Origin of the sequence: Vibrio mytili, assembly GCF_000830505.1 — a bacterium.
Taxonomy (GTDB): Bacteria; Pseudomonadota; Gammaproteobacteria; order Enterobacterales; family Vibrionaceae; genus Vibrio; species Vibrio mytili.
Window position 1 is genome coordinate 1 of record NZ_JXOK01000003.1, and the last position, 19643, is coordinate 19643.

The window sequence follows — 19643 nt, forward strand, 5'->3', positions numbered from 1 at the left end:
GACTGACAATGTTGTAAACACAGCCAAAGAACTTCTGGCATAATTTTTAGCGTGATAAAAACGCAATGAAAAAACCGAGCACATGTGCTCGGTTTTTTGTGTTTGAAGAGAAGGTAAACGTCACTTACTTAATGCGTTTTCGTTTCTCATCGGGTACTATTTGTGACACGAAATTTCTGCTAGAGCGAAGGATAAATGCTAAAGGTTGCGATCAATGGATTTGGACGTATAGGTCGTAATGTTCTGCGAGCTGTATATGAGAGCGGGAAGCATCAGCAAATAAAGGTTGTCGCGGTAAACGAGTTGGCTCAGCCCGAGGCCATGGTCCATTTACTTCAATACGACACCAGTCATGGTCGTTTTGGCAAGAAAGTCACCCATGACCAAGAGCATTTACATATTCACCATGGCTGCTCAAAGCAGAACTCGGGTGAATATGATTCTATTCGAATTCTTCATCTCGCTGAAATTGAACTACTTCCATGGCGAGATCTTGACGTAGACATTGTATTGGATTGTACCGGCGTCTACGGTTCAAAATCTGACGGGCTTGCTCACATAGCCGCAGGTGCTAAAAAAGTACTATTTTCTCACCCAGCTTCTGCCGATATCGATAACACCATTATCTATGGTGTGAACCACGATACACTCAAAGCTGAACACAAAGTGGTTTCAAATGGTTCTTGTACGACCAACTGCATTGTTCCTATTATTAAGGTTTTGGATGAAGCTTTCGGGATTGAATCTGGCACGATAACAACCATTCACTCTTCCATGAATGATCAACAAGTCATTGATGCTTACCACAGTGATCTACGGCGAACTCGGGCCGCAAGCCAGTCAATTATTCCAGTTGACACCAAGTTGCATAAAGGAATTGAAAGAATCTTCCCGAAATTTTCCAACAAATTTGAAGCGATTTCTGTCCGAGTACCGACAGTTAACGTGACTGCAATGGATTTAAGCGTCACAATAAGTACAAATGTGAAAGTTAATGACGTAAATCAAACCATTGTTAAGGCATCTCAGTGTACATTACGTGACATTGTTGACTATACTGAATCGCCACTCGTTTCCATAGACTTCAACCACGATCCTCATAGTGCGATTGTTGATGGAACCCAAACCAGAGTGAGTAACGGGCAATTGGTAAAAATGCTTGTTTGGTGTGATAACGAATGGGGCTTTGCTAACCGGATGCTGGATACCGCATTAGCAATGGACGCTTTTTCATAAGCTTTGCGTCATGATGAAAAAGTGATGGAGAATTTTTATTTTAAGGCTTGAAATAAATCAGATGTATCTCCATATCAATAACCAGTTTAACGAATTAACAGGCTTGGCAGGGTTGCCGAGTTTTCAAAAACTTTAATTATTAAATATTTGAGAGGACAAATCATGTCTGTGATCAAGATGACTGACCTGGATCTTGCGGGTAAACGTGTATTCATCCGTGCTGACCTAAACGTGCCAGTTAAAGACGGCAAAGTAACTTCAGATGCACGTATCCTTGCATCTCTTCCTACTATCAAGCACTGCCTAGAAGCTGGCGCTAAAGTAATGGTTACTTCTCACCTAGGTCGTCCAACTGAAGGTGAATACGCTGAAGAGTTCTCTCTACAACCTGTTGTTAACTACCTAAACGACGCACTAGATTGCGAAGTTAAGCTAGCAAAAGATTACCTAGACGGCCTTGAGCTAAATGCTGGTGAGCTTGTTGTTCTTGAAAACGTTCGCTTTAACAAAGGCGAAAAGAAAAACGAAGAAGAGCTATCTAAGAAATACGCAGCACTATGTGATGTATTCGTAATGGATGCATTCGGTACTGCTCACCGTGCACAAGCCTCTACTCACGGTGTAGGCATGCACGCGCCTGTTGCGTGTGCTGGTCCTCTACTAGCAAATGAACTAGAAGCACTAGGTAAAGCAATGGACAAGCCAGCTCGTCCAATGGTTGCTATCGTAGGCGGTTCAAAAGTTTCTACTAAACTGACTGTTCTTGAATCTCTATCTAAAATCGCTGACCAACTTGTTGTTGGTGGTGGTATCGCCAACACATTCATTGCGGCTGCTGGCCACAACGTTGGTAAATCTCTATACGAAGCAGACCTAGTTGACACAGCGAAAAAGCTTATGGACGAGTGTGCAATTCCTGTTGCGACTGACGTTGCATGTGCAAAAGCATTCGACGAGAACGCTGAAGCTGAAATCAAAGACGTTTCTGAAGTACAAGACGACGACATGATCTTCGACCTTGGTCCAGATTCAACAGCAGCATTGGCTGAAATTCTTAAGAACGCTAAGACTATCCTATGGAACGGTCCTGTAGGCGTATTCGAATTCAAGAACTTCGAAGCGGGTACTAAAGGAATTTCTGAAGCTATCGCTGCTTCTGAAGGTTTCTCTGTTGCTGGTGGCGGTGACACGCTAGCTGCTATCGATAAATTCGGCATCAAAGCAGACGTATCTTACATCTCAACTGGTGGCGGTGCTTTCCTTGAGTTTGTAGAAGGTAAAGTACTTCCAGCTGTAGAAATGCTAGAAGCACGCGCTAAATAATTAATAGAAAGCGGGGGAATGATTCACCCGCTTTCTTGTTTGCTGCAACGCATAAGGAACTCTGCTAGAATAGCCTTAGTTGTGAGCAAACGTTTGCAAGATTTTCAACTTAACAAGTTTTGTTTAAAAACGACAGATAAATAGGATTACATCCATGTCTAAGATCTTCGACTTCGTAAAACCAGGTGTTATCTCTGGCGATGACGTTCAGAAAGTATTTGAAGTTGCAAAAGAAAACAACTTCGCACTTCCAGCGGTAAACGTTGTAGGTACTGATTCTGTAAACGCAGTACTTGAAGCAGCAGCAAAAGTGAAAGCTCCAGTTGTTGTTCAGTTCTCTAACGGCGGTGCTGCTTTCTTCGCTGGTAAAGGCGTTAAACTTGAAGGTCAAGGTCCTCAAATCCTTGGTGCTGTAGCTGGTGCGAAATACGTTCATACTGTAGCTGAAGCTTACGGTGTGCCAGTAATTCTTCATACTGACCACGCAGCTAAGAAACTTCTACCATGGATTGACGGTCTTCTAGATGCTGGTGAAGCACACTTTGCTGAAACTGGTAAGCCTCTATTCTCTTCTCACATGATCGACCTTTCTGAAGAGTCTCTAGAAGAGAACATCGAAATCTGTGCTAAATACCTAGAGCGTATGGCTAAGATGAACATGACTCTAGAGATCGAACTAGGTTGTACTGGCGGTGAAGAAGATGGCGTTGACAACTCTGATATGGACGCGTCTGAGCTATACACTTCTCCAGAAGACGTTGCATACGCTTACGAAAAACTAAGCGCAGTTAGCCCGCGTTTCACTATCGCAGCATCTTTCGGTAACGTACACGGTGTTTACAAGCCAGGTAACGTTGTTCTAACTCCAACTATCCTGCGTGACTCTCAAGCGTACGTTTCTGAGAAGTTCGGTCTTCCTGCTAACTCTCTAAACTTCGTATTCCACGGTGGTTCAGGTTCTTCTCAAGAAGAAATCCAAGAGTCTATCGGTTACGGTGTTATCAAAATGAACATCGATACTGATACACAGTGGGCAACTTGGGATGGTATCCGTCAGTACGAAGCGGAAAACCACGATTACCTACAAGGTCAAATCGGTAACCCTACTGGCGAAGATGCACCAAACAAGAAGTACTACGATCCACGCGTTTGGCTACGTGCAGGTCAAGCTTCAATGGTTGCTCGTCTAGAGAAAGCATTTGCCGACCTTAACGCTGTTGACGTACTTTAATTCTTAAGAATTAACGTTTTTATAAAGCCCGCTCATTGAGCGGGCTTTTTTTTGTTCTATTTCTAAGTACTTATTTGCTGTGACTGGTATAAGTGATGTTGCTTTGGTTGTTAGCAAGTAAATGCACTCATATGAATAAGATTAAAATTTGTGCGTTTGAGATTCTTTTTTAAACGCTTTGTGAGAATGTGAGTAATAGAAGTGGCGAAATGTATTGACTTTGCGTAACCTATAACAGTTCGATGTAGGAATTTTCTGATAACACCTTGTTTTGCATGTCTTTGCTCAACTAAGTCTATGCAACAAGTCAGAGTTGAGATATCGTTCACAAAAATCTGACACAGCTCAGTAGAACAATAGAACGTTGTTATAGATAAGAGTCATTTAAAAAACGGACTCATTCGTTGGCGGCAATTGGATTGAACTATCTTTATATTTGAGGATAAGAATTATGGCAGGTGAATCGATGGGTATCGATACCACTTTAACTGACGGCTTGAGTAAGGCTGAGAGCTGGCTTTCAAACAACTCAGACTTACTGGTTCAGTATGGTGTAAACATTATTTCCGCACTGATTATTCTGTTTATCGGTAACATGATCGTAAAAGCAGTGGCAGGAAGCGTTTCTAAAGTACTTGAAAAGAAAAACATGGATAAGGCGGTCGTGGAGTTCGTTCACGGTCTTGTTCGTTACTTACTATTCGTTATCGTGTTGATTGCAGCGCTTGGTCGCCTTGGTGTTCAAACTGCATCAGTAGTTGCTGTTATCGGTGCGGCAGGTTTGGCTGTTGGCCTTGCTCTACAAGGTTCTCTTTCAAACTTTGCAGCTGGTGTGCTGATTGTTGCATTCCGTCCATTTAAATCAGGTGATTACGTAGAGATTGGCGGTGTGGCGGGTAGTGTAGAAGCCATCCAAATTTTCCAAACCGTACTAAAAACGCCAGACAACAAAATGGTTGTTGTGCCTAACTCTGGCGTGATTGGTGGTGCAATCACCAACTACTCACGTCACGCTACGCGCCGTGTTGATCTCGTGATTGGTGTCTCATACAAGGCTGATCTTAAACTTACCAAAAAAGTGATTCGTGAAACGTTGGAAAAAGATCCGCGCATCTTGAAAGATCCAGATATAACAATCGGTGTGCTCGCTCTTGCCGATTCTTCAGTGAATTTTGTTGTTCGTCCTTGGGTTAAAACTGCGGACTACTGGGGTGTGTATTTTGATGCAATGCAAGGCATTAAAGAAGCGCTCGATGAAAACGGTATCGAAATTCCATTCCCGCAAATGGATGTTCATCTGAACAAAGTCGATGCTTAATTTACGGCATTGAGTGTTTAGAAAGCGAGGCGTTAAGCCTCGCTTTTTTATATCTCGTAAGGGAATTATTGCAAAGTTGTTCTGATGATTACCAATACTTCTCAATCAACTCGTTAGCCAAGACGCATGCTATGGTGAACATCATCAAGGCTACTGCAACGTCGATACCTTTTTTTACTTTTGGCTTCGACAACGTAGGGCCGAGTTTAGCCGCACCGAGAGACAGTGCGTAAAACCAGACAAATGAGGCCATGATGGTGCCGATAGCAAACGCAAAGCGGTCACTACCTTCAAACTGTCCTCCAATCGAGCCGAGAATAACCACGGTATCTAAATAAAGGTGTGGGTTAAGTACTGTCACTGCGAGCGCACCTAAAATCACCGTGCGTCGTCCACGAGCGGTCACTTCATGTGTCGACTCAGACTGTTTAGTGGGCTTTAGTGCACTTCTAAGTGAGAGGTAGCCATAAACACTTAAAAAGGAGATGCCTCCTACTGTTACTAAAGTAAGTAAGAGTTCATTTTGGGATAGTAGCGCACCACCTCCAAAAATACCCAACGAAATAAATAACATATCCAATATGCTACAAATGGTCGCTGTCGTTAAATGGTGATTACGTTTTATTCCTTGATTCAAGACATAAGCATTTTGTGCTCCGATCGGAATTATCATTGATGCACCTAGACCAAACCCTTGTAATAACACCCAAAAACTCACAACTCACCTCAAAAAAATAATAATGTAACGAACGAGGTTTGGAAGATAAATCTTTTGCTTAAATAAGTATAATTAATGATTTTAATATATTATTAGCAACCCTTATTTCGGTTTGAGTTTGGAGTCGTGCTGATGCGTGGATTGGATTATAAATGGATAGAAGCGCTTGATGCGGTGGTTCATCAAGGCAGTTTTGAGCGCGCAGCTGATAACCTGTATGTGTCTCAATCTGCGGTTTCTCAACGGATTAAACAGTTAGAAAAGTTTTTAGCACAACCGGTGTTGATTCGTGAACAACCTCCAAAGCCAACACCAATCGGCAAGAAGTTGTTGGGATTGTACCGTCGAGTTCGTTTGTTAGAACATGAGATTCTTCCTGAACTCACCAATGACACGAGTGCTCGTCCTGTACAGCTATCCTTAGCGACGAATGCGGATAGTTTGTCAACCTGGTTATTGCCCGCTTTACAAGGTGTCATGAAAACACGTCAAGTTGAGTTAAAGCTGACCATTTATGGAGAGTCGCGATCAATTGAGAAGTTAAAAAGTGGCGAGGTAGCAGGGGCAATCAGTTTAGAGTCACAAGCGATTCCGGGGTGCAGGGCGGATTACTTAGGCCGTGTTGATTATGTGTGTGTAGCAAGCCCTGAGTTTTATCAGCGTTATTTTTCCGCTGGCGTAAATAACATCACATTAGCCCAAGCGCCGGCAGTGTCTTACGACCAGTATGACGAGTTACACAAAAAGTTTCTTACGGAACATTTCAACCTGCGCCCCGATAGTGTTATTCACCACAATATCAGCAGCTCTGAAGCGTTTCTAAAAGTGGCGCTAGCGGGAGTCGCGTACTGCTTGATCCCAAGTCTGCAGATTACCGATGAGCTAGAACAAGGTTTGTTGGTTGATATCACTCCGGGTTTTTTGATGACCAATCGTATTTATTGGCATCACTGGCAATTGGAAACGGGCGTTTTACAAGAAATATCTGAATCAATTGTCAACTATGCTCAGCGACATTTACCACAGTGAAGTTAATGTTTTTGAAGATGTTTTGCCTTGTTTCAGCCTGTCTTGATTAAAATTACAGCAAAGTTACACAGTTAAAGTTATGTTAGGAGTGAATAGCGGCGCTTGGATAATTATCTTAAGGTCTTATTATTAACAATAAACCAATAGATTAGGTTCAGTGTGATTAATGGATGGATTTGTGTAATGAAACGGTATTTGTGTTTACTGACTGCGGCATTTAGTTTATCTAGCATACCACCAGTAGCGGGGGCGGCAGTATCAGAGCAAAGCCCTGGGTTCGCTCACGTTACAACAACAGGGTTTGGCGAGGTAGTCGCTACACCTGATATGGCGACATTCTCCGTGACAGTGGTGGATACAACGATGACAGCAGAGCAAGCAAAACAATCTGTTGATGATTCTGTTGATGAGTTTTTGAAAACTTTATCCGAATCTGGGTTATCGAAAGATCAAGTGACTAGCACGAATTTGTATCTAGCGCCTCAGTATCATTACCCGAAATCGGGTAAGGCTGAACTAGTGGGATACCGGGCTTCTCGCAAAGTTAGTGTTACCGTAACGGAATTAAGCCAGTTGAATCACTATTTGGACCTGGCTCTTCAAGCTGGTATTAATCAAGTAGATAATATTCAGCTTAAAGTCCGCAATCCTGCAGAGTATAAAGAGAAAGCGCGTGTCGCTGCAATCAAAGATGCGCGAGAAAAGGCACGGTCGCTCGCGACTGGATTTGATAAAAAGCTAGGCGATATCTGGCAAATTCATTACAACCAAGTTAATGATCAGCCTGTGCTTATGCGAACTATGGCGATGGATAGTAAGCGTAACGCTGATAGCTATCAGGATTCAACGATGGTGATTCGTGACCAAGTTGATGTGGTTTATCGCCTCAAATAACATCGCGTTCTCTGGTTGTGAGAGAACAAAAAGAAAAGGCAGGGAAATCCCTGCCTTTATCATTTGTATCACGCGGACTTAGTGCAGAATACGAGCACGGATAGTACCTTCGATTCCTTTAAGCTTAGTGAGTGCTTCTTCAGAGCGTTCTGTCTCAACATCGATGACTACATAGCCAATTTCTGCCGCTGTTTGTAGGTACTGCGCCGCGATGTTGATGCCTTCTTCTGCGAAGATGGTGTTAATCTGCGTAAGAATACCTGGACGGTTTTTGTGTATATGTAATAAACGAGAGCATTCACCACCATGTTCAGGCAATGATACTTCAGGGAAATTCACGCTTGAAAGTGTTGAGCCGTTATCTGAGTACTTAGCCAGCTTACCTGCAACTTCAACGCCGATATTTTCTTGCGCTTCTTGAGTTGAGCCGCCTACGTGTGGAGTAAGAATCACGTTATCGAATTTTTGTAATGGCGTTTCAAATGGATCTGCGTTGGTTTTCGGTTCAGTTGGGAAAACATCCACAGCGGCACCTGAAAGGTGACCATTTTCTAGGCTTTGGCATAATGCTGGGATATCTACAACGGTCCCACGCGCAGCATTGATGAAAATGGCTCCTGGCTTCATTAGGGCAAACTCAGCTTCGCCCATCATATTTTTGGTTTCAGGCGTTTCTGGTACATGCAGTGAGATGACGTCACATTTATTTAAAAGCTCTGTCATGGTGTGCACTTGTGTTGCGTTACCGAGAGACAGTTTATTCTCGATATCATAGTAGTACACTCGCATACCTAAGTTTTCGGCCACGATACCTAGCTGGGTGCCAATGTGACCATAGCCAATGATACCAAGACGCTTTCCGCGTGCTTCGTAAGAGTTGTCGGCACTCTTTTTCCAGATACCGCGATGTGCTAGTGCGTTCTTCTCTGGAATACCACGAAGTAGTAATAGAATTTGACCTAGAACCAGTTCAGCAACACTTCGTGTGTTTGAGAAAGGTGCGTTAAATACTGGCACACCACGCTTGGCGGCCGCATTTAGATCAACTTGGTTAGTGCCAATACAAAAACAGCCAATAGCCACCAGCTTGTTCGCCGCATTGATCACGTTCTCAGTTAGGTTCGAGCGGGAACGAATACCGATGAAGTGCACATCTTTGACAGCTTCGATCAATTCTTCCTCAGGAAGTGAGCCTTTGTGATATTCAATATTGGTATAACCAGCTGCTTGCAGTACTTCAACAGAAGAAGGGTGCAGTCCCTCAAGTAAGAGGATCTTAATCTTGTCTTTTTCCAGTGAAACTTTGGCCATTTTTCTCGTCCTTTAAATGGAAAGGTGGGCTAATGTGGCGCACATTGGGCAAAACCATTAAAAAGGGGATAATTAATAGTTTTATTGGGAGACAAACGTTTCCTTGTGCGTCTTCTGTTCAATAAAGTAACAAAAAAAAAAACGCTTTGGGTAAGAAAATTACGGAATAAGGAATAATTTTCTGCGGAAAAAGAAACAAAAACGGTGCATTGCTGCACCGTATGTAATGAAATGACAAAAACTGAGTCAAATATGAGACAGTTGGTGTTATTTACTCTTCGATTTTTGCACCTTCAGGTGTACCTGTAATCACGATGTCAGCACCACGATGAGCAAAAAGCCCGTTAGTGACAACACCTGCGATACTGTTAATTTTGTCTTCCATCTCTTTTGGATTGGTGATTTGCATATTGTGTACGTCGAGAATGATGTTGCCGTTATCTGTCACAACACCCTCACGGTATGCTGGGTCGCCACCGAGCTTGACCAGTTCGCGAGCCACGTATGAACGCGCCATTGGAATAACTTCAACAGGAAGAGGGAACTTACCTAATACATCAACGGCTTTAGTGCCATCGACGATACAGACAAACTTATCCGAGATCGCGGCAACGATTTTTTCTCGAGTTAACGCTGCGCCACCACCTTTAATCATGTCGCGCGTTGGGTTGATTTCATCCGCACCATCAACATAAACATCCAGCTTAATTACGTCGTTACACTCAAATACTTCAATACCAAGCTCCTTCAGACGCTCAGTAGAAGCAATAGAGCTAGAGACGGCACCTTTGATATCGTCTTTCATCGTACCGAGTGCATCGATGAAGTGATTCACGGTAGAGCCTGTGCCAACACCGACAATGCTGCCTTTTTCAACATATTTTAGTGCTGCCCAACCAGCCGCTTTCTTCATTTCATCTTGAGTCATGCCAATCTCCTGAATAGATGTTCGTTAACATTTGCGGCGTGATTATAGCGGCTTACTTGTCACTTTCCCATTGCCAGATTCGGCTTGGCGTCACGATCTTTGGTAAAGGGATATCCCAACTTGCAATTGGTAACTTGTCTACATGTTGACAGTCGTGAGCGATTCCAATAGGTGTGGCGCCTTCTCCGGTCGTAAACCAGTGCGCGAGTGTACGGTCGTAATAACCGCCTCCCATACCCAAACGGTGCCCGATACTGTCAAAACCAACCAATGGCGTACAGATAAGATCGAGTTGTCGTACTGGTTTGAGGTGGCGTATATCGAGCTTAGGCTCCAAAATGCCGTATTTGTTGTATATCAACTGATCGTCATCCAGATACTGCAGAAACAGCAGATGCCCTTTAGCAAAAGGGTGGATAACAGGAAGATAAATGGACTTTCCCTGTTGCCATAACCATTCAATCAGAGGTTTGGTGTCGAGCTCGCCATCGGCGGATAAGTAGATAGCAATATGCTGTGAGGTTTGGATTTCGGGTAATTGCGAAAATTGAGAGATGAGGTCTAGCCCAGCCTGAAACTGAGTATCACTGCACAGCGCGTTGCGCTTTTCACGGATAAGTTTACGAAAATCTTGACGCGTAAGTTCTAACATAGGAGTACCCCAGGGTGCCGTTGAGGATTGTGGCCCTTGAACCAGCTGGTTCAAGGCGGATCAGCAATGATAACCGTAGGCTTCTCGGTGCATGCCGAGCTTGCTCAATAGCTATCAAGTACCAACTTAGGTATTGCTTATCGGCTCAGGGACTTACATCCTGCTGACGCACACCCCAGGGTAAATTTTGTAACTACTGCTGCTGTCCTTGCGTAACTTTACTTAATGCGTTTTCTAAAGACGCAGTGAGCTTTTCCATTCGCTCAGTGATTTCTCTTTGTTGACCGTTAGATTCGTATGATTTGGTATGCAACTCATAGCAAATGTTTAAAGCGGCAAACGTCAGTAGCTGAATCTCATTGGTTACCTTAGTACGTTCGCTCATCTCTTTCAATCGTCGATCGAGATCTTTTGCTGCTGCAGCAAGAGAATCTTCCTGCCCCGTAGGACAGTTCACTCGTGTAACTTTGCCTAGTATTTCAACGTCGATCGCTTGATTGCTCATGATGAATAAACTCTATACTCGCGCTATCTAAGGTGTTGTATCGTACAACTACCGAGGGAGAAACTATAGAAAAACCGCTATTAAGATTCAAGCATTTCCCATTACAGAGAAAGAAATGATGAAGCGATCACACAGGAAATGGTCAAATCGAACAAATGCTGTCCAAAATTGAATTTGATAGTCGTTTCAGACAACAGGGCTTGATGGTACGATACGTCGATATAATGTTAAGCAAATATGAGTCGAGTTATGAGTGAAATCACCCTTCCAGAATATCAATCTATTGCTGCTGAGCTACAATCTGCAAGCCTGGCGGTGACTCCTGCAGAGTTACATGGCTTGTTTATTGGCATGCTAAGTGGAGGGCTCTCAGTAAACGATCAAACTTGGCAACCGATTTTGTTTGATTACACCAATGATGGAATGGGGTGGCCAAGCACAGCGCTATCCTTTGCACAGAGTATATTTAAAGTCAGTGTCGATGAGCTGACTGGTACATCAATGGAGCTCTCGCTATTATTGCCAGATGAGCCGGGTGAAGAAGGCTTGTTTGCATTGGCTGACAGTGTTTCTGACTTCGTAAATCATTTTATTTCAGGCCTCGGTTTATCAGGCGTTTCGTTGAATAAAGCCTCTGATGATGTAAAAGAAGCCTTAGCGGATCTCGAAGAAATCGCCAAGCTGGGCATTGATGAAGATGATGACCTTGACGAGCAAGCCCAACTGCTGGAGCAGGTTATTGAACACATTAAAGCGTGTGTTTTGACTATCCATGCAGAGCTTGGTGCTCGCCCAAAGAGTAACGTTAGCCAGCCTACTATTCATTAATCGTCGAGTTTTAGAGGTAAGCATGAGACAGTATGATGTAGTCATTGCAGGTGGAGCCATGGCGGGGGGGACATTGGCGTTGGCCCTTGAACATTTATCCCAAGGTGATATGCGCATCGCAGTCGTCGAGCCATTTAAGGCGCAGTCGGATGCACATCCAGGCTTTGACTCACGGTCGATTGCCTTATCTTACGGTACGGTAAATTTATTGCGCCATTTGCAGCTTTGGTCTGCGCTTGAACCCTTTGCGACACCGATTGAACACATCCATGTTTCGGATCGTTTTCACGCAGGAATGACTGCTATCACCAAGCAAGAGGTTGGGGTTGAGGCGCTTGGTTACGTTGTGGAGTTGGCGGACGTCGGTCGAGTATACCAAGCCTTGCTGACTGAGCGTGTGACGATCGACTTTTTCTGTCCAGATTCGGTTACGTCTATCGCGCGTGAGCAAGACTTCACAAATGTGACGTTAAGTAGTGGAGAGACGCTAACCGCTAAGTTAATCGTCGCTGCTGACGGGGCAGTTTCACAATGCTGCCAACTAATCGGTTTAACTCAGGTTGAGCACGACTTTGATCAAGTGGCAGTTATTGCCAATGTTGTTACGCAAGAAGCACATCAAGGTCGAGCATTTGAGCGTTTTACTGAAAATGGTCCTGTCGCTCTGTTGCCAATGAGTGATAATCGAATGTCTCTGGTCTGGTGTCTGTCCCCGCAGCAAGCCGAAACGGTGATGGGGCTTTCTGAACGGGACTTTCTTGCGCGTTTACAACAAGATTTTGGTTGGCGTTTAGGCGCGATGACAAAAGTGGGGCAGCGAGCCAGTTATCCGTTGCTGCTAAAACAGCGTAAACAGAACATTTCTCACCGTTTCGCGATTGTAGGGAATGCGGCTCAAACCTTACATCCGATTGCTGGTCAAGGTTTTAATTTGGGCATTCGTGATGTGATGTCTTTGGCTGAAGAAGTGGCTAAACAGCGCGATGACGCAGGACGTTATCAAGGGTTAATGCGTTTCAGTCAACGCAGAGACGCTGACCGTTGTGAGACCATTTGGTTAACGAGTTCACTGGTGCATGTTTTTTCAAATGATTTGCCCGCAATGCGATTTGGTCGAAACATCGCTTTAGCCGCGATGGATAACCTTTCTCTTTTAAAACAGCCACTCCTACGCCAGACGCTTGGTTTAGTGAAACGATAAACGGCTGAAATAAACTAGGTAACTTACCGTTACTGAGTCATCAATAGTCATTAGGTAGTGAATAGCAATGATGCAAAGTGTAGATATCGCCATCATCGGCGGAGGGATGGTTGGATTGGCGCTCGCCGCCGCGTTCAAGGATAGCGATCTGCGTATTGCTGTTATCGAGGGGAGTGTGCCTGACGAGAGACTTGGTACATTGCCTGATGTCCGCGTATCCGCCTTGAGCCGCTCCAGTGAAACCCTGTTACGCAAACTGGGGATTTGGCAAGGTATTGAGCAGCGTCGAGCCACACCATACTACGGTATGGAAGTCTGGGAGCAAGATAGCTTTGCAAAGATCGAGTTTGATGCGTCCAGTATGGCGCAGCCTGATTTAGGTCATATTGTTGAGAACCGAGTGATTCAGTTGGCGCTTCTAGAGCAAGTTGAAAAGCTTGATAATGTGATTCTGCATATGCCAGCGCACTGCGCTACATTGGCCGTGGGTGAACAAGAGAGTTGGCTAACACTCGATAACGGACAGGCCTTAACGGCAAAGCTGGTGGTTGGGGCCGACGGCGCGAATTCTTGGTTACGTCAGCAAATGGCTATTCCTCTTACACATTGGGATTATGGTCATCATGCCATTGTTGCGAATGTAAAAACGGCAGAACCTCACCAGAATATCGCTCGTCAAATTTTCACTCCTCATGGGCCTTTGGCATTATTGCCGCTGTCTGAGCCCAATATGTGTTCAATTGTGTGGTCTACGCAACCAAACAGAGCAGAAAAACTATTAGCGATGCCTGAGGAAGCTTTCAATAAGGTTTTGACCAGTGAGTTTGATGTTCGTCTTGGTGTATGCGAAGTGCAGGGCGAGCGGACTGCCTTTCCGTTAAAAATGCGTTATGCGCGGGATTTTGTGGTTGAGAGAGTGGCTTTGGTTGGTGATGCCGCCCACACCATTCATCCACTGGCTGGACAAGGTGTGAACTTAGGTTTGTTAGATGCCGCTAGCTTGGCGCAAGAAGTGTTAACACTGTGGAACAAAGGCCACGATATTGGTAGCAAACGCAATTTACGCAGCTATGAACGCTGGCGTAAAGCGGAAGCGGCTAAAATGATCGCAGCGATGCAAGGTTTTCGTGATTTATTCTCTGGAGAGAATCCTGCGAAGAAGTTGGTTCGTGGCATTGGCTTAAGCTTGGCCGGACAGTTACCTGGCGCTAAAGATGAAATTATGAAACGTGCGCTTGGCTTGAAGGGGCATTTGCCTGAATTGGCACGCCAATCGTAATCACAGTTCAGTCATTAGTTGATCGTTTCAGACTTGCTTGCTGGTTCATCGCTGCGGAAGACACCATCAAGGACAATAAAAAAGGCTGGGATTTCCAGCCTTTCAGTTCATCGATGTTTTGCTAAGCGTATGCACATCTGAGTTTCATGATTTCTTGATTAATTTCTTTCACTGCGCGGAAGTGTCGTTGCTCGGCTTTTTCCGGCAAGATTAATTTACCATTATCAAACTCAAATCTACCGACTCCGTAAATATAAATTCTACCTTTGAAAAGGCGACTAATGTGCTTCGCTATCATACCGGGTGTGTAGCGTTTAAACAGTCTCATATTTACTTTCCTTTCTCTTACTTAGCCCAGTCATTTTACGTTTTAAACGAAAAAATTTGTGTGATAGAAACAATATTCAGTAAAGGGATTTGTAACGGTTTCAATCTTTGTGTTGTGTTCGACAAATTGACAAAACCAAACCTCAAATAGCGTGAGGATTACCCAAAAAATTATCATTAAATAGTGACGTCATACTTGTCACCTTCTTTGTACGGTGAGCATTAAGCAATAGTTTTGTTACAAGATTAAGAATAGAAAGAAATGGATTGTTTGCGAATTGTTTCTTTTTATTCCACCTCATCTATTTAGAAGAAGATACGAGTAAAAAGTTCAACGCAAAAAAATGCCCGCTTTGGGCGGGCGAATGTCACAGATGCATTACACAAAAGTGGACGACTGACATGATGAGTACAGTCATACTAGTCAGCAGCTTCACTTTGCATCAGCTAGGTTTCTGTTCAGTACCTAACTGATAACTGCAGCATATATGAGTTTTTTATTTGTGACTATTTATGTTTTATTTTTGATTAAAAATTCTTTGTTAATTTATGCGCGGTGTGATCATGGTCACTTTAATGGAGGGTGGCTTGCAATCGTTTACATCAAGTGAATTAGTTAGCGACATATATCGGCGATGGTCGGACAACATAAACCGACCAGATCATCTATCGATAGGGCGAGTCCTGCCATTCGATCTCCGCTACTGATAGTGACTTCCTTTTCCTTTAGAAGAGCCGGATCAAATACAATAGGCATATGGCGCTTAAGAAGCAGGGGCGTTACCGTTCCTACTTTATAACCCGTGATTGCTTCGACATCTGCATGAGCGACACATGTCATCCTGCGGCATTGTAAAAGTGCACGTACTTTCTTTGGGTCGACATTGCGATCACCGGGCGCACAAGCGAGCGCATATTGGTGTCCCATGTCTCGCAGAAGGATTGCTTTGACCATTTGAGAAGGGCGAATGCCGCGTTGCTGTGCGGCATCCTCGATGGTGGTTGCAGGGCTTTGATGCGGTAGAATACGAAACGCGATATTTTGATCGGCTAGAAACTGCATCAACGGCGTTGATAGCACATTATTCATATCATACAAAAAACTGCTCATTTAAAGAATTACTCATCATCCAGTGAGTACGGCAGCTCTGAAATTGTCCATTCGCATTCAGGCTGAGAGGTTAGGCGAAGACGAGTGTCTGCATCTAAATTATTGGGTAACACAATTAAGCCAATCGCATGGTTGTTGCTGAATTGATAGTGCGTGAGAAGCGCACCAACCGAGCGCCAGTTTTCCCCGACACTACGTTCTAGCTCAATTATGCCTTCAGGTAATTCGGACGATGTAGGTCCTTGTACGATACACATCGCTCGTTTATTGATCCCGCGGTATTTTGCACGTGCTACAGTTTCTTGTCCTGTGTAGCAACCTTTAGTAAAGCTGATCCCGCCGAGTGCTTGGAGGTTAAGTGCTTGTGGTATGTGCTCATTCTGAGCTGCAGCGGACACAAATGGTAATCCTGCCTCAATATCAAACCGATCCCACAGTTGGTGAGTAGTGAGCACTGCATCGCTGCCTTCACTTGATGATTCAACCAGCGATTGTGCGCTTTCTTCGTCCAATATTAACAACCAGCGATTCGTCGCGACATTGACGGCGGTGCCGCCGCGAACGACGCGCACATCACTAGATTCTTGGTTGCCATGCTCTTGACTCAAAGCTGAGATAAAATCATCAGCATCAATACCTGCAACACCGAGAATAATCTGACTTGATGATTCGATAGTGACTTTAGAAAATATAGCGTACTTCTTAATTTCGTTAAGCTCTACGTCAATCGCAGACTTTGGTTGAACCATGGCGTAACCATCTTGGTGATGAAAAAGACGGAACACGCTCCAGACTTTACCTTTGGCATCGCAATGCGCACCTAACGTAGATTGTGTTTTTTCTAGAGAGACAACATCACAAGTGACTTGGCCTTGTAAGTAGGACTTTTTATCATCACCGACCATAGTGATGAGGCCTAAATTGTCCAGCAGTGAGATTGACAGTTTTGGTAAAGCGTCTTGAGTTGAGAGTGGGTATGCTGAAAAACGAGTTTGCCATTCCATGATAACGATGCCTTTTGAAGATGTTTTTCGCTATGTTAAATGTAGTTAACGGATTTGTCAGCTTTGAATACTTTTCTATCGCTTAATATTAAACCTCAGTTTTGAGCCAACTCGGGTATAGCGTATTGTGACCGGTACACTAGTTGCGTAAGTGAACCCTTGCTACACTCCGCATTCATAATAAGACATCTATGAAGGAATTCTGAATGTACACTCCGGAAGAAAAGGCGCGTATTAAATGGGGTTGCCGTCGTGGCATGCTAGAGCTCGACGTGGTGATTATGCCGTTTTTTGAAGAGTGCTTTGATACGTTGACAGAGCAAGAGCAACGTGATTTTGTCTCCTTGCTAGAATGCGATGATCCTGATTTATTTACTTGGGTGATGGGGCATGGCCGCAGTGAAAACCTAAGCCATGCATCTATGGTCGATAAAATTGTCGCTCACAACCTCAGTAAAGTTCGTTAGTTTTACGACTTACCCCTCAACAACGGCCCAAATTATTAACGTATCTCTTCTGTTCTTAATGGTTTGGGCGGTTATCCTTTCTGACGTACCACTCGTTATTTGTATCTATTTGTTGTTACTGCTGTTAACGACTTACCGAGAACAACATTTTGTTTTTCCTAGTGTGCAAGGTTGCTGGTCAGTTCATTGCGATGGTACCGTGCGAAGCGAGTCGGGTGTTTCCCTGCTAAATTGGGTGGATACATCGACGCTTCCGATTAAGCTGAGTTTTCAACTCACCTCTGGTAAAAAAGTAACGATTTGGCGGGATAGTTGCGCTGATGAGCACTATCGTCAATTGAGTCTAGTCTTGCGACAATGGGAACGCTCTCAGTCGTAAACAATCCCTTTACTCTGAATAATAAGTCATGCTTTTTCTGAGCTGAGCTGAGCTGAGCTTGATAGGGCCAGTTATTAAAACAGGGAGCCGAGGCTCCCTGTTGAGTTGATATTCTGGCATTACTGCTCAGTTTGCTGTTTAGCCGGAACCAGTATTGTTGGTCCACTGTTCTCCAATTGATATGGGTAGTCGAGAGTATAGTGAAGGCCACGGCTTTCTTTACGCTGCATGGCACAGCGGACCATCAATTCGGCGACTTGTAATAAGTTGCGGAGTTCCAGCAAATTATTTGATACACGGAAGTTACTGTAGTATTCGTGAGTCTCTTGTTGCAGCATCTGAATGCGGCGTAGGGCGCGCTCTAAGCGCTTGTCGGTACGTACGATCCCCATGTAGTCCCACATAAACAACCGCAGCTCGTGCCAGTTATGCTGAATGATCACTTCTTCATCGCTGTTGGTCACTTTGCTTTCATCCCAGCAAGGCACTTGTGAAGCGAGTGATACCTGGTCTCTATGTTTAAGGATATCTTTGGCGGCTGACCAAGCGTAAACCACACATTCGAGCAATGAGTTTGATGCCATTCGGTTGGCGCCATGCAGTCCGGTATAACTGACCTCACCAATCGCATATAAGTTTTTCAGATCCGTGCTGCCATTTCTGTCCACCATCACTCCGCCACAAGTGTAGTGCGCGGCTGGAACAATTGGGATCGGCTCTTTGGTCATATCAATACCAAGATCCATCAAGCGAGAATAGATGGTCGGGAAATGCTTGGTGATAAAATCTGCGGGTTTGTGGCTGATGTCTAAATACATACAATCAGCCCCTAAGCGTTTCATTTCAAAGTCGATTGCGCGCGCAACGACGTCGCGTGGCGCCAGCTCTTTACGTTCATCGAAGTCGGGCATAAAACGTGAACCATCAGGGCGACGTAGATAGGCTCCTTCGCCACGTAAGGCTTCTGTAAGCAGAAAATTACGCGCTTCAGGGTGATATAAGCAGGTTGGGTGGAACTGGTTAAATTCTAAATTAGCCACACGGCATCCAGCACGCCAAGCGATCGCGATACCGTCTCCTGATGAGACATCTGGATTTGACGTGTACTGATACACTTTAGACGACCCGCCCGTTGCGAGAACGACAAATTTAGCTCGCACCGTCTCGACATGTTCATCATTGCGGTTCCAAATATAGGCACCTATGACTTTATTTTTATCGCCACCTATTTTGTCTTCCGTGATGAGATCGAGCGCATTATGGCGTTCCAGAACATGAATGTTTGGGTGATTATGGGCATTATCTTGTAAGGACGTTTGCATCGCCATGCCAGTGGCATCCGCCGCGTGAAGAATTCGGCGACGACTATGTCCCCCTTCGCGGGTTAAGTGGTAACGAGGTGCGTCGTCAGAATCGTCTTCTTCACGATCAAATGGGACGCCACCATCAATTAGCCACTGTACACACTCTTTGGAATGTTCTGCAATGAACTTAACGGTTTCTTCGTCACAAAGGCCGTCACCTGCAATTTGAGTATCCTCAACATGCGATTCAATCGTATCTGATTCATCGAATACTGCTGCGATACCGCCCTGCGCGTAAAACGTTGCTCCTTCACTACGAGGACCTTTACTCAGTACAATGACTTTACAGTGGTTTGCCACACGTAAAGCTAACGATAAGCCAGCAGCGCCACTCCCTACTACTAACACATCACATTCATGTTCACGATTCGTGTTCATATAACTTTTATAATCCCAAGCTAAGATAACAATGTTATCTTGTGTAAAATTTGCACACCATGTGCTTTCCATGTACGCGACATCCGTCGCTGAGGGCTAAGTAGGGAAGCGTCCCGACACCTTTGCTACTTTGGTAACTCTAGTTACTCTTATTTTCATG

At 44.4% G+C, this 19643-nt stretch carries 20 protein-coding genes and 1 other RNA gene; 11 read left to right on the forward strand and 10 right to left on the reverse strand.

The features are described 5' to 3' along the window. Positions 1 to 195 precede the first annotated feature (195 nt). The 4 genes from epd to mscS all read left to right on the forward strand — a co-directional run bounded on the left by epd (position 196) and on the right by mscS (position 5108). The gene (gene epd, locus SU60_RS00405) at positions 196 to 1236 is read left to right on the forward strand and encodes an erythrose-4-phosphate dehydrogenase (RefSeq protein ID WP_041153821.1); all 1041 of its coding nucleotides are present in this window, start codon (positions 196 to 198) and stop codon (positions 1234 to 1236) included. 162 nt (positions 1237 to 1398) lie between these two features. After that, on the forward strand, positions 1399 to 2559 hold the full coding sequence (locus SU60_RS00410) for a phosphoglycerate kinase (RefSeq protein WP_041153822.1): 1161 nt from the start codon (positions 1399 to 1401) through the stop codon (positions 2557 to 2559). A gap of 154 nt (positions 2560 to 2713) precedes the next feature. After that, a complete protein-coding gene (gene fbaA / locus SU60_RS00415) occupies positions 2714 to 3790 on the forward strand; it encodes a class II fructose-bisphosphate aldolase (protein ID WP_041153823.1) in 1077 nt (358 codons plus the stop codon). 451 nt (positions 3791 to 4241) lie between these two features. After that, positions 4242 to 5108 carry a small-conductance mechanosensitive channel MscS gene (gene mscS, locus SU60_RS00420; RefSeq protein WP_041153824.1) on the forward strand — a complete coding sequence of 289 codons (867 nt, stop codon included), beginning with the start codon at positions 4242 to 4244 and terminating at the stop codon, positions 5106 to 5108. An 88-nt stretch (positions 5109 to 5196) separates the two neighbouring features. Here the strand turns inward: mscS and SU60_RS00425 are convergent, their stop codons facing one another. Further along, positions 5197 to 5826: a LysE/ArgO family amino acid transporter gene (locus SU60_RS00425; RefSeq protein ID WP_041153825.1), complete on the reverse strand. Its 630-nt coding sequence runs from the start codon at positions 5824 to 5826 to the stop codon at positions 5197 to 5199. A 132-nt stretch (positions 5827 to 5958) separates the two neighbouring features. On the opposite strand from SU60_RS00425, the gene SU60_RS00430 reads away from it, so the two are divergent. Together SU60_RS00430 and SU60_RS00435 are read left to right on the forward strand one after the other, a co-directional pair. Next, positions 5959 to 6855, forward strand: coding sequence for a LysR family transcriptional regulator ArgP (locus SU60_RS00430; protein ID WP_041153826.1), 897 nt, complete (start codon positions 5959 to 5961; stop codon positions 6853 to 6855). A 183-nt stretch (positions 6856 to 7038) separates the two neighbouring features. Further along, positions 7039 to 7749, forward strand: coding sequence for an oxidative stress defense protein (locus SU60_RS00435; protein WP_041153827.1), 711 nt, complete (start codon positions 7039 to 7041; stop codon positions 7747 to 7749). Positions 7750 to 7827: 78 nt separating this feature from the next. Here the strand turns inward: SU60_RS00435 and serA are convergent, their stop codons facing one another. From serA to SU60_RS00455, 5 genes are all read right to left on the reverse strand, one after another. Further along, positions 7828 to 9060 (reverse strand): phosphoglycerate dehydrogenase, encoded by a 1233-nt coding sequence (gene serA, locus SU60_RS00440; RefSeq protein ID WP_041153828.1) that lies wholly within the window; start codon positions 9058 to 9060, stop codon positions 7828 to 7830. Positions 9061 to 9331: 271 nt separating this feature from the next. Continuing rightward, positions 9332 to 9988, reverse strand: a complete 657-nt coding sequence (gene rpiA, locus SU60_RS00445; RefSeq protein ID WP_041153829.1) for a ribose-5-phosphate isomerase RpiA — start codon at positions 9986 to 9988, stop codon at positions 9332 to 9334. A gap of 52 nt (positions 9989 to 10040) precedes the next feature. Beyond that, positions 10041 to 10640: a 5-formyltetrahydrofolate cyclo-ligase gene (locus SU60_RS00450; RefSeq protein ID WP_041153830.1), complete on the reverse strand. Its 600-nt coding sequence runs from the start codon at positions 10638 to 10640 to the stop codon at positions 10041 to 10043. Positions 10641 to 10642: 2 nt separating this feature from the next. Continuing rightward, a non-coding RNA gene (gene ssrS, locus SU60_RS21080) (6S RNA) lies at positions 10643 to 10825 on the reverse strand. An 8-nt stretch (positions 10826 to 10833) separates the two neighbouring features. Next, positions 10834 to 11145, reverse strand: a complete 312-nt coding sequence (locus SU60_RS00455) for a cell division protein ZapA (RefSeq protein WP_041153831.1) — start codon at positions 11143 to 11145, stop codon at positions 10834 to 10836. Between the two features lie 249 nt (positions 11146 to 11394). On the opposite strand from SU60_RS00455, the gene SU60_RS00460 reads away from it, so the two are divergent. From SU60_RS00460 to SU60_RS00470, 3 genes are all read left to right on the forward strand, one after another. Beyond that, entirely contained in the window at positions 11395 to 11973 is a 579-nt protein-coding gene (locus SU60_RS00460) for a YecA/YgfB family protein (protein ID WP_041153832.1), read from the forward strand. 22 nt (positions 11974 to 11995) lie between these two features. Further along, a complete protein-coding gene (ubiH, locus tag SU60_RS00465) occupies positions 11996 to 13174 on the forward strand; it encodes a 2-octaprenyl-6-methoxyphenyl hydroxylase (protein ID WP_041153833.1) in 1179 nt (392 codons plus the stop codon). A gap of 67 nt (positions 13175 to 13241) precedes the next feature. Continuing rightward, complete coding sequence (locus SU60_RS00470) at positions 13242 to 14453, forward strand: FAD-dependent 2-octaprenylphenol hydroxylase (protein ID WP_041153834.1); 1212 nt, start codon at positions 13242 to 13244, stop codon at positions 14451 to 14453. A gap of 121 nt (positions 14454 to 14574) precedes the next feature. Here the strand turns inward: SU60_RS00470 and SU60_RS00475 are convergent, their stop codons facing one another. The 3 genes from SU60_RS00475 to ygfZ form a co-directional block, all read right to left on the reverse strand. Then, entirely contained in the window at positions 14575 to 14781 is a 207-nt protein-coding gene (locus SU60_RS00475; protein ID WP_041153835.1) for a DUF1107 domain-containing protein, read from the reverse strand. Between the two features lie 615 nt (positions 14782 to 15396). Next, a complete protein-coding gene (locus SU60_RS00480) occupies positions 15397 to 15870 on the reverse strand; it encodes an aminoacyl-tRNA deacylase (protein ID WP_041153852.1) in 474 nt (157 codons plus the stop codon). Between the two features lie 29 nt (positions 15871 to 15899). Further along, positions 15900 to 16895, reverse strand: coding sequence for a tRNA-modifying protein YgfZ (ygfZ, locus tag SU60_RS00485; RefSeq protein WP_041153836.1), 996 nt, complete (start codon positions 16893 to 16895; stop codon positions 15900 to 15902). Positions 16896 to 17101: 206 nt separating this feature from the next. Here ygfZ and SU60_RS00490 point away from each other — a divergent pair, with 206 nt between their 5' ends. Continuing rightward, on the forward strand, positions 17102 to 17362 hold the full coding sequence (locus SU60_RS00490) for an FAD assembly factor SdhE (RefSeq protein ID WP_041153837.1): 261 nt from the start codon (positions 17102 to 17104) through the stop codon (positions 17360 to 17362). Further along, complete coding sequence (locus SU60_RS22700) at positions 17310 to 17741, forward strand: protein YgfX (RefSeq protein ID WP_342418099.1); 432 nt, start codon at positions 17310 to 17312, stop codon at positions 17739 to 17741. Before SU60_RS00490 ends, SU60_RS22700 begins: the two co-directional genes overlap by 53 nt. Before the next feature lie 119 nt (positions 17742 to 17860). Here SU60_RS22700 and nadB read toward each other — a convergent pair whose 3' ends face one another. Then, positions 17861 to 19483 carry an L-aspartate oxidase gene (gene nadB, locus SU60_RS00495; protein WP_041153853.1) on the reverse strand — a complete coding sequence of 541 codons (1623 nt, stop codon included), beginning with the start codon at positions 19481 to 19483 and terminating at the stop codon, positions 17861 to 17863. Positions 19484 to 19643: the final 160 nt, after the last annotated feature.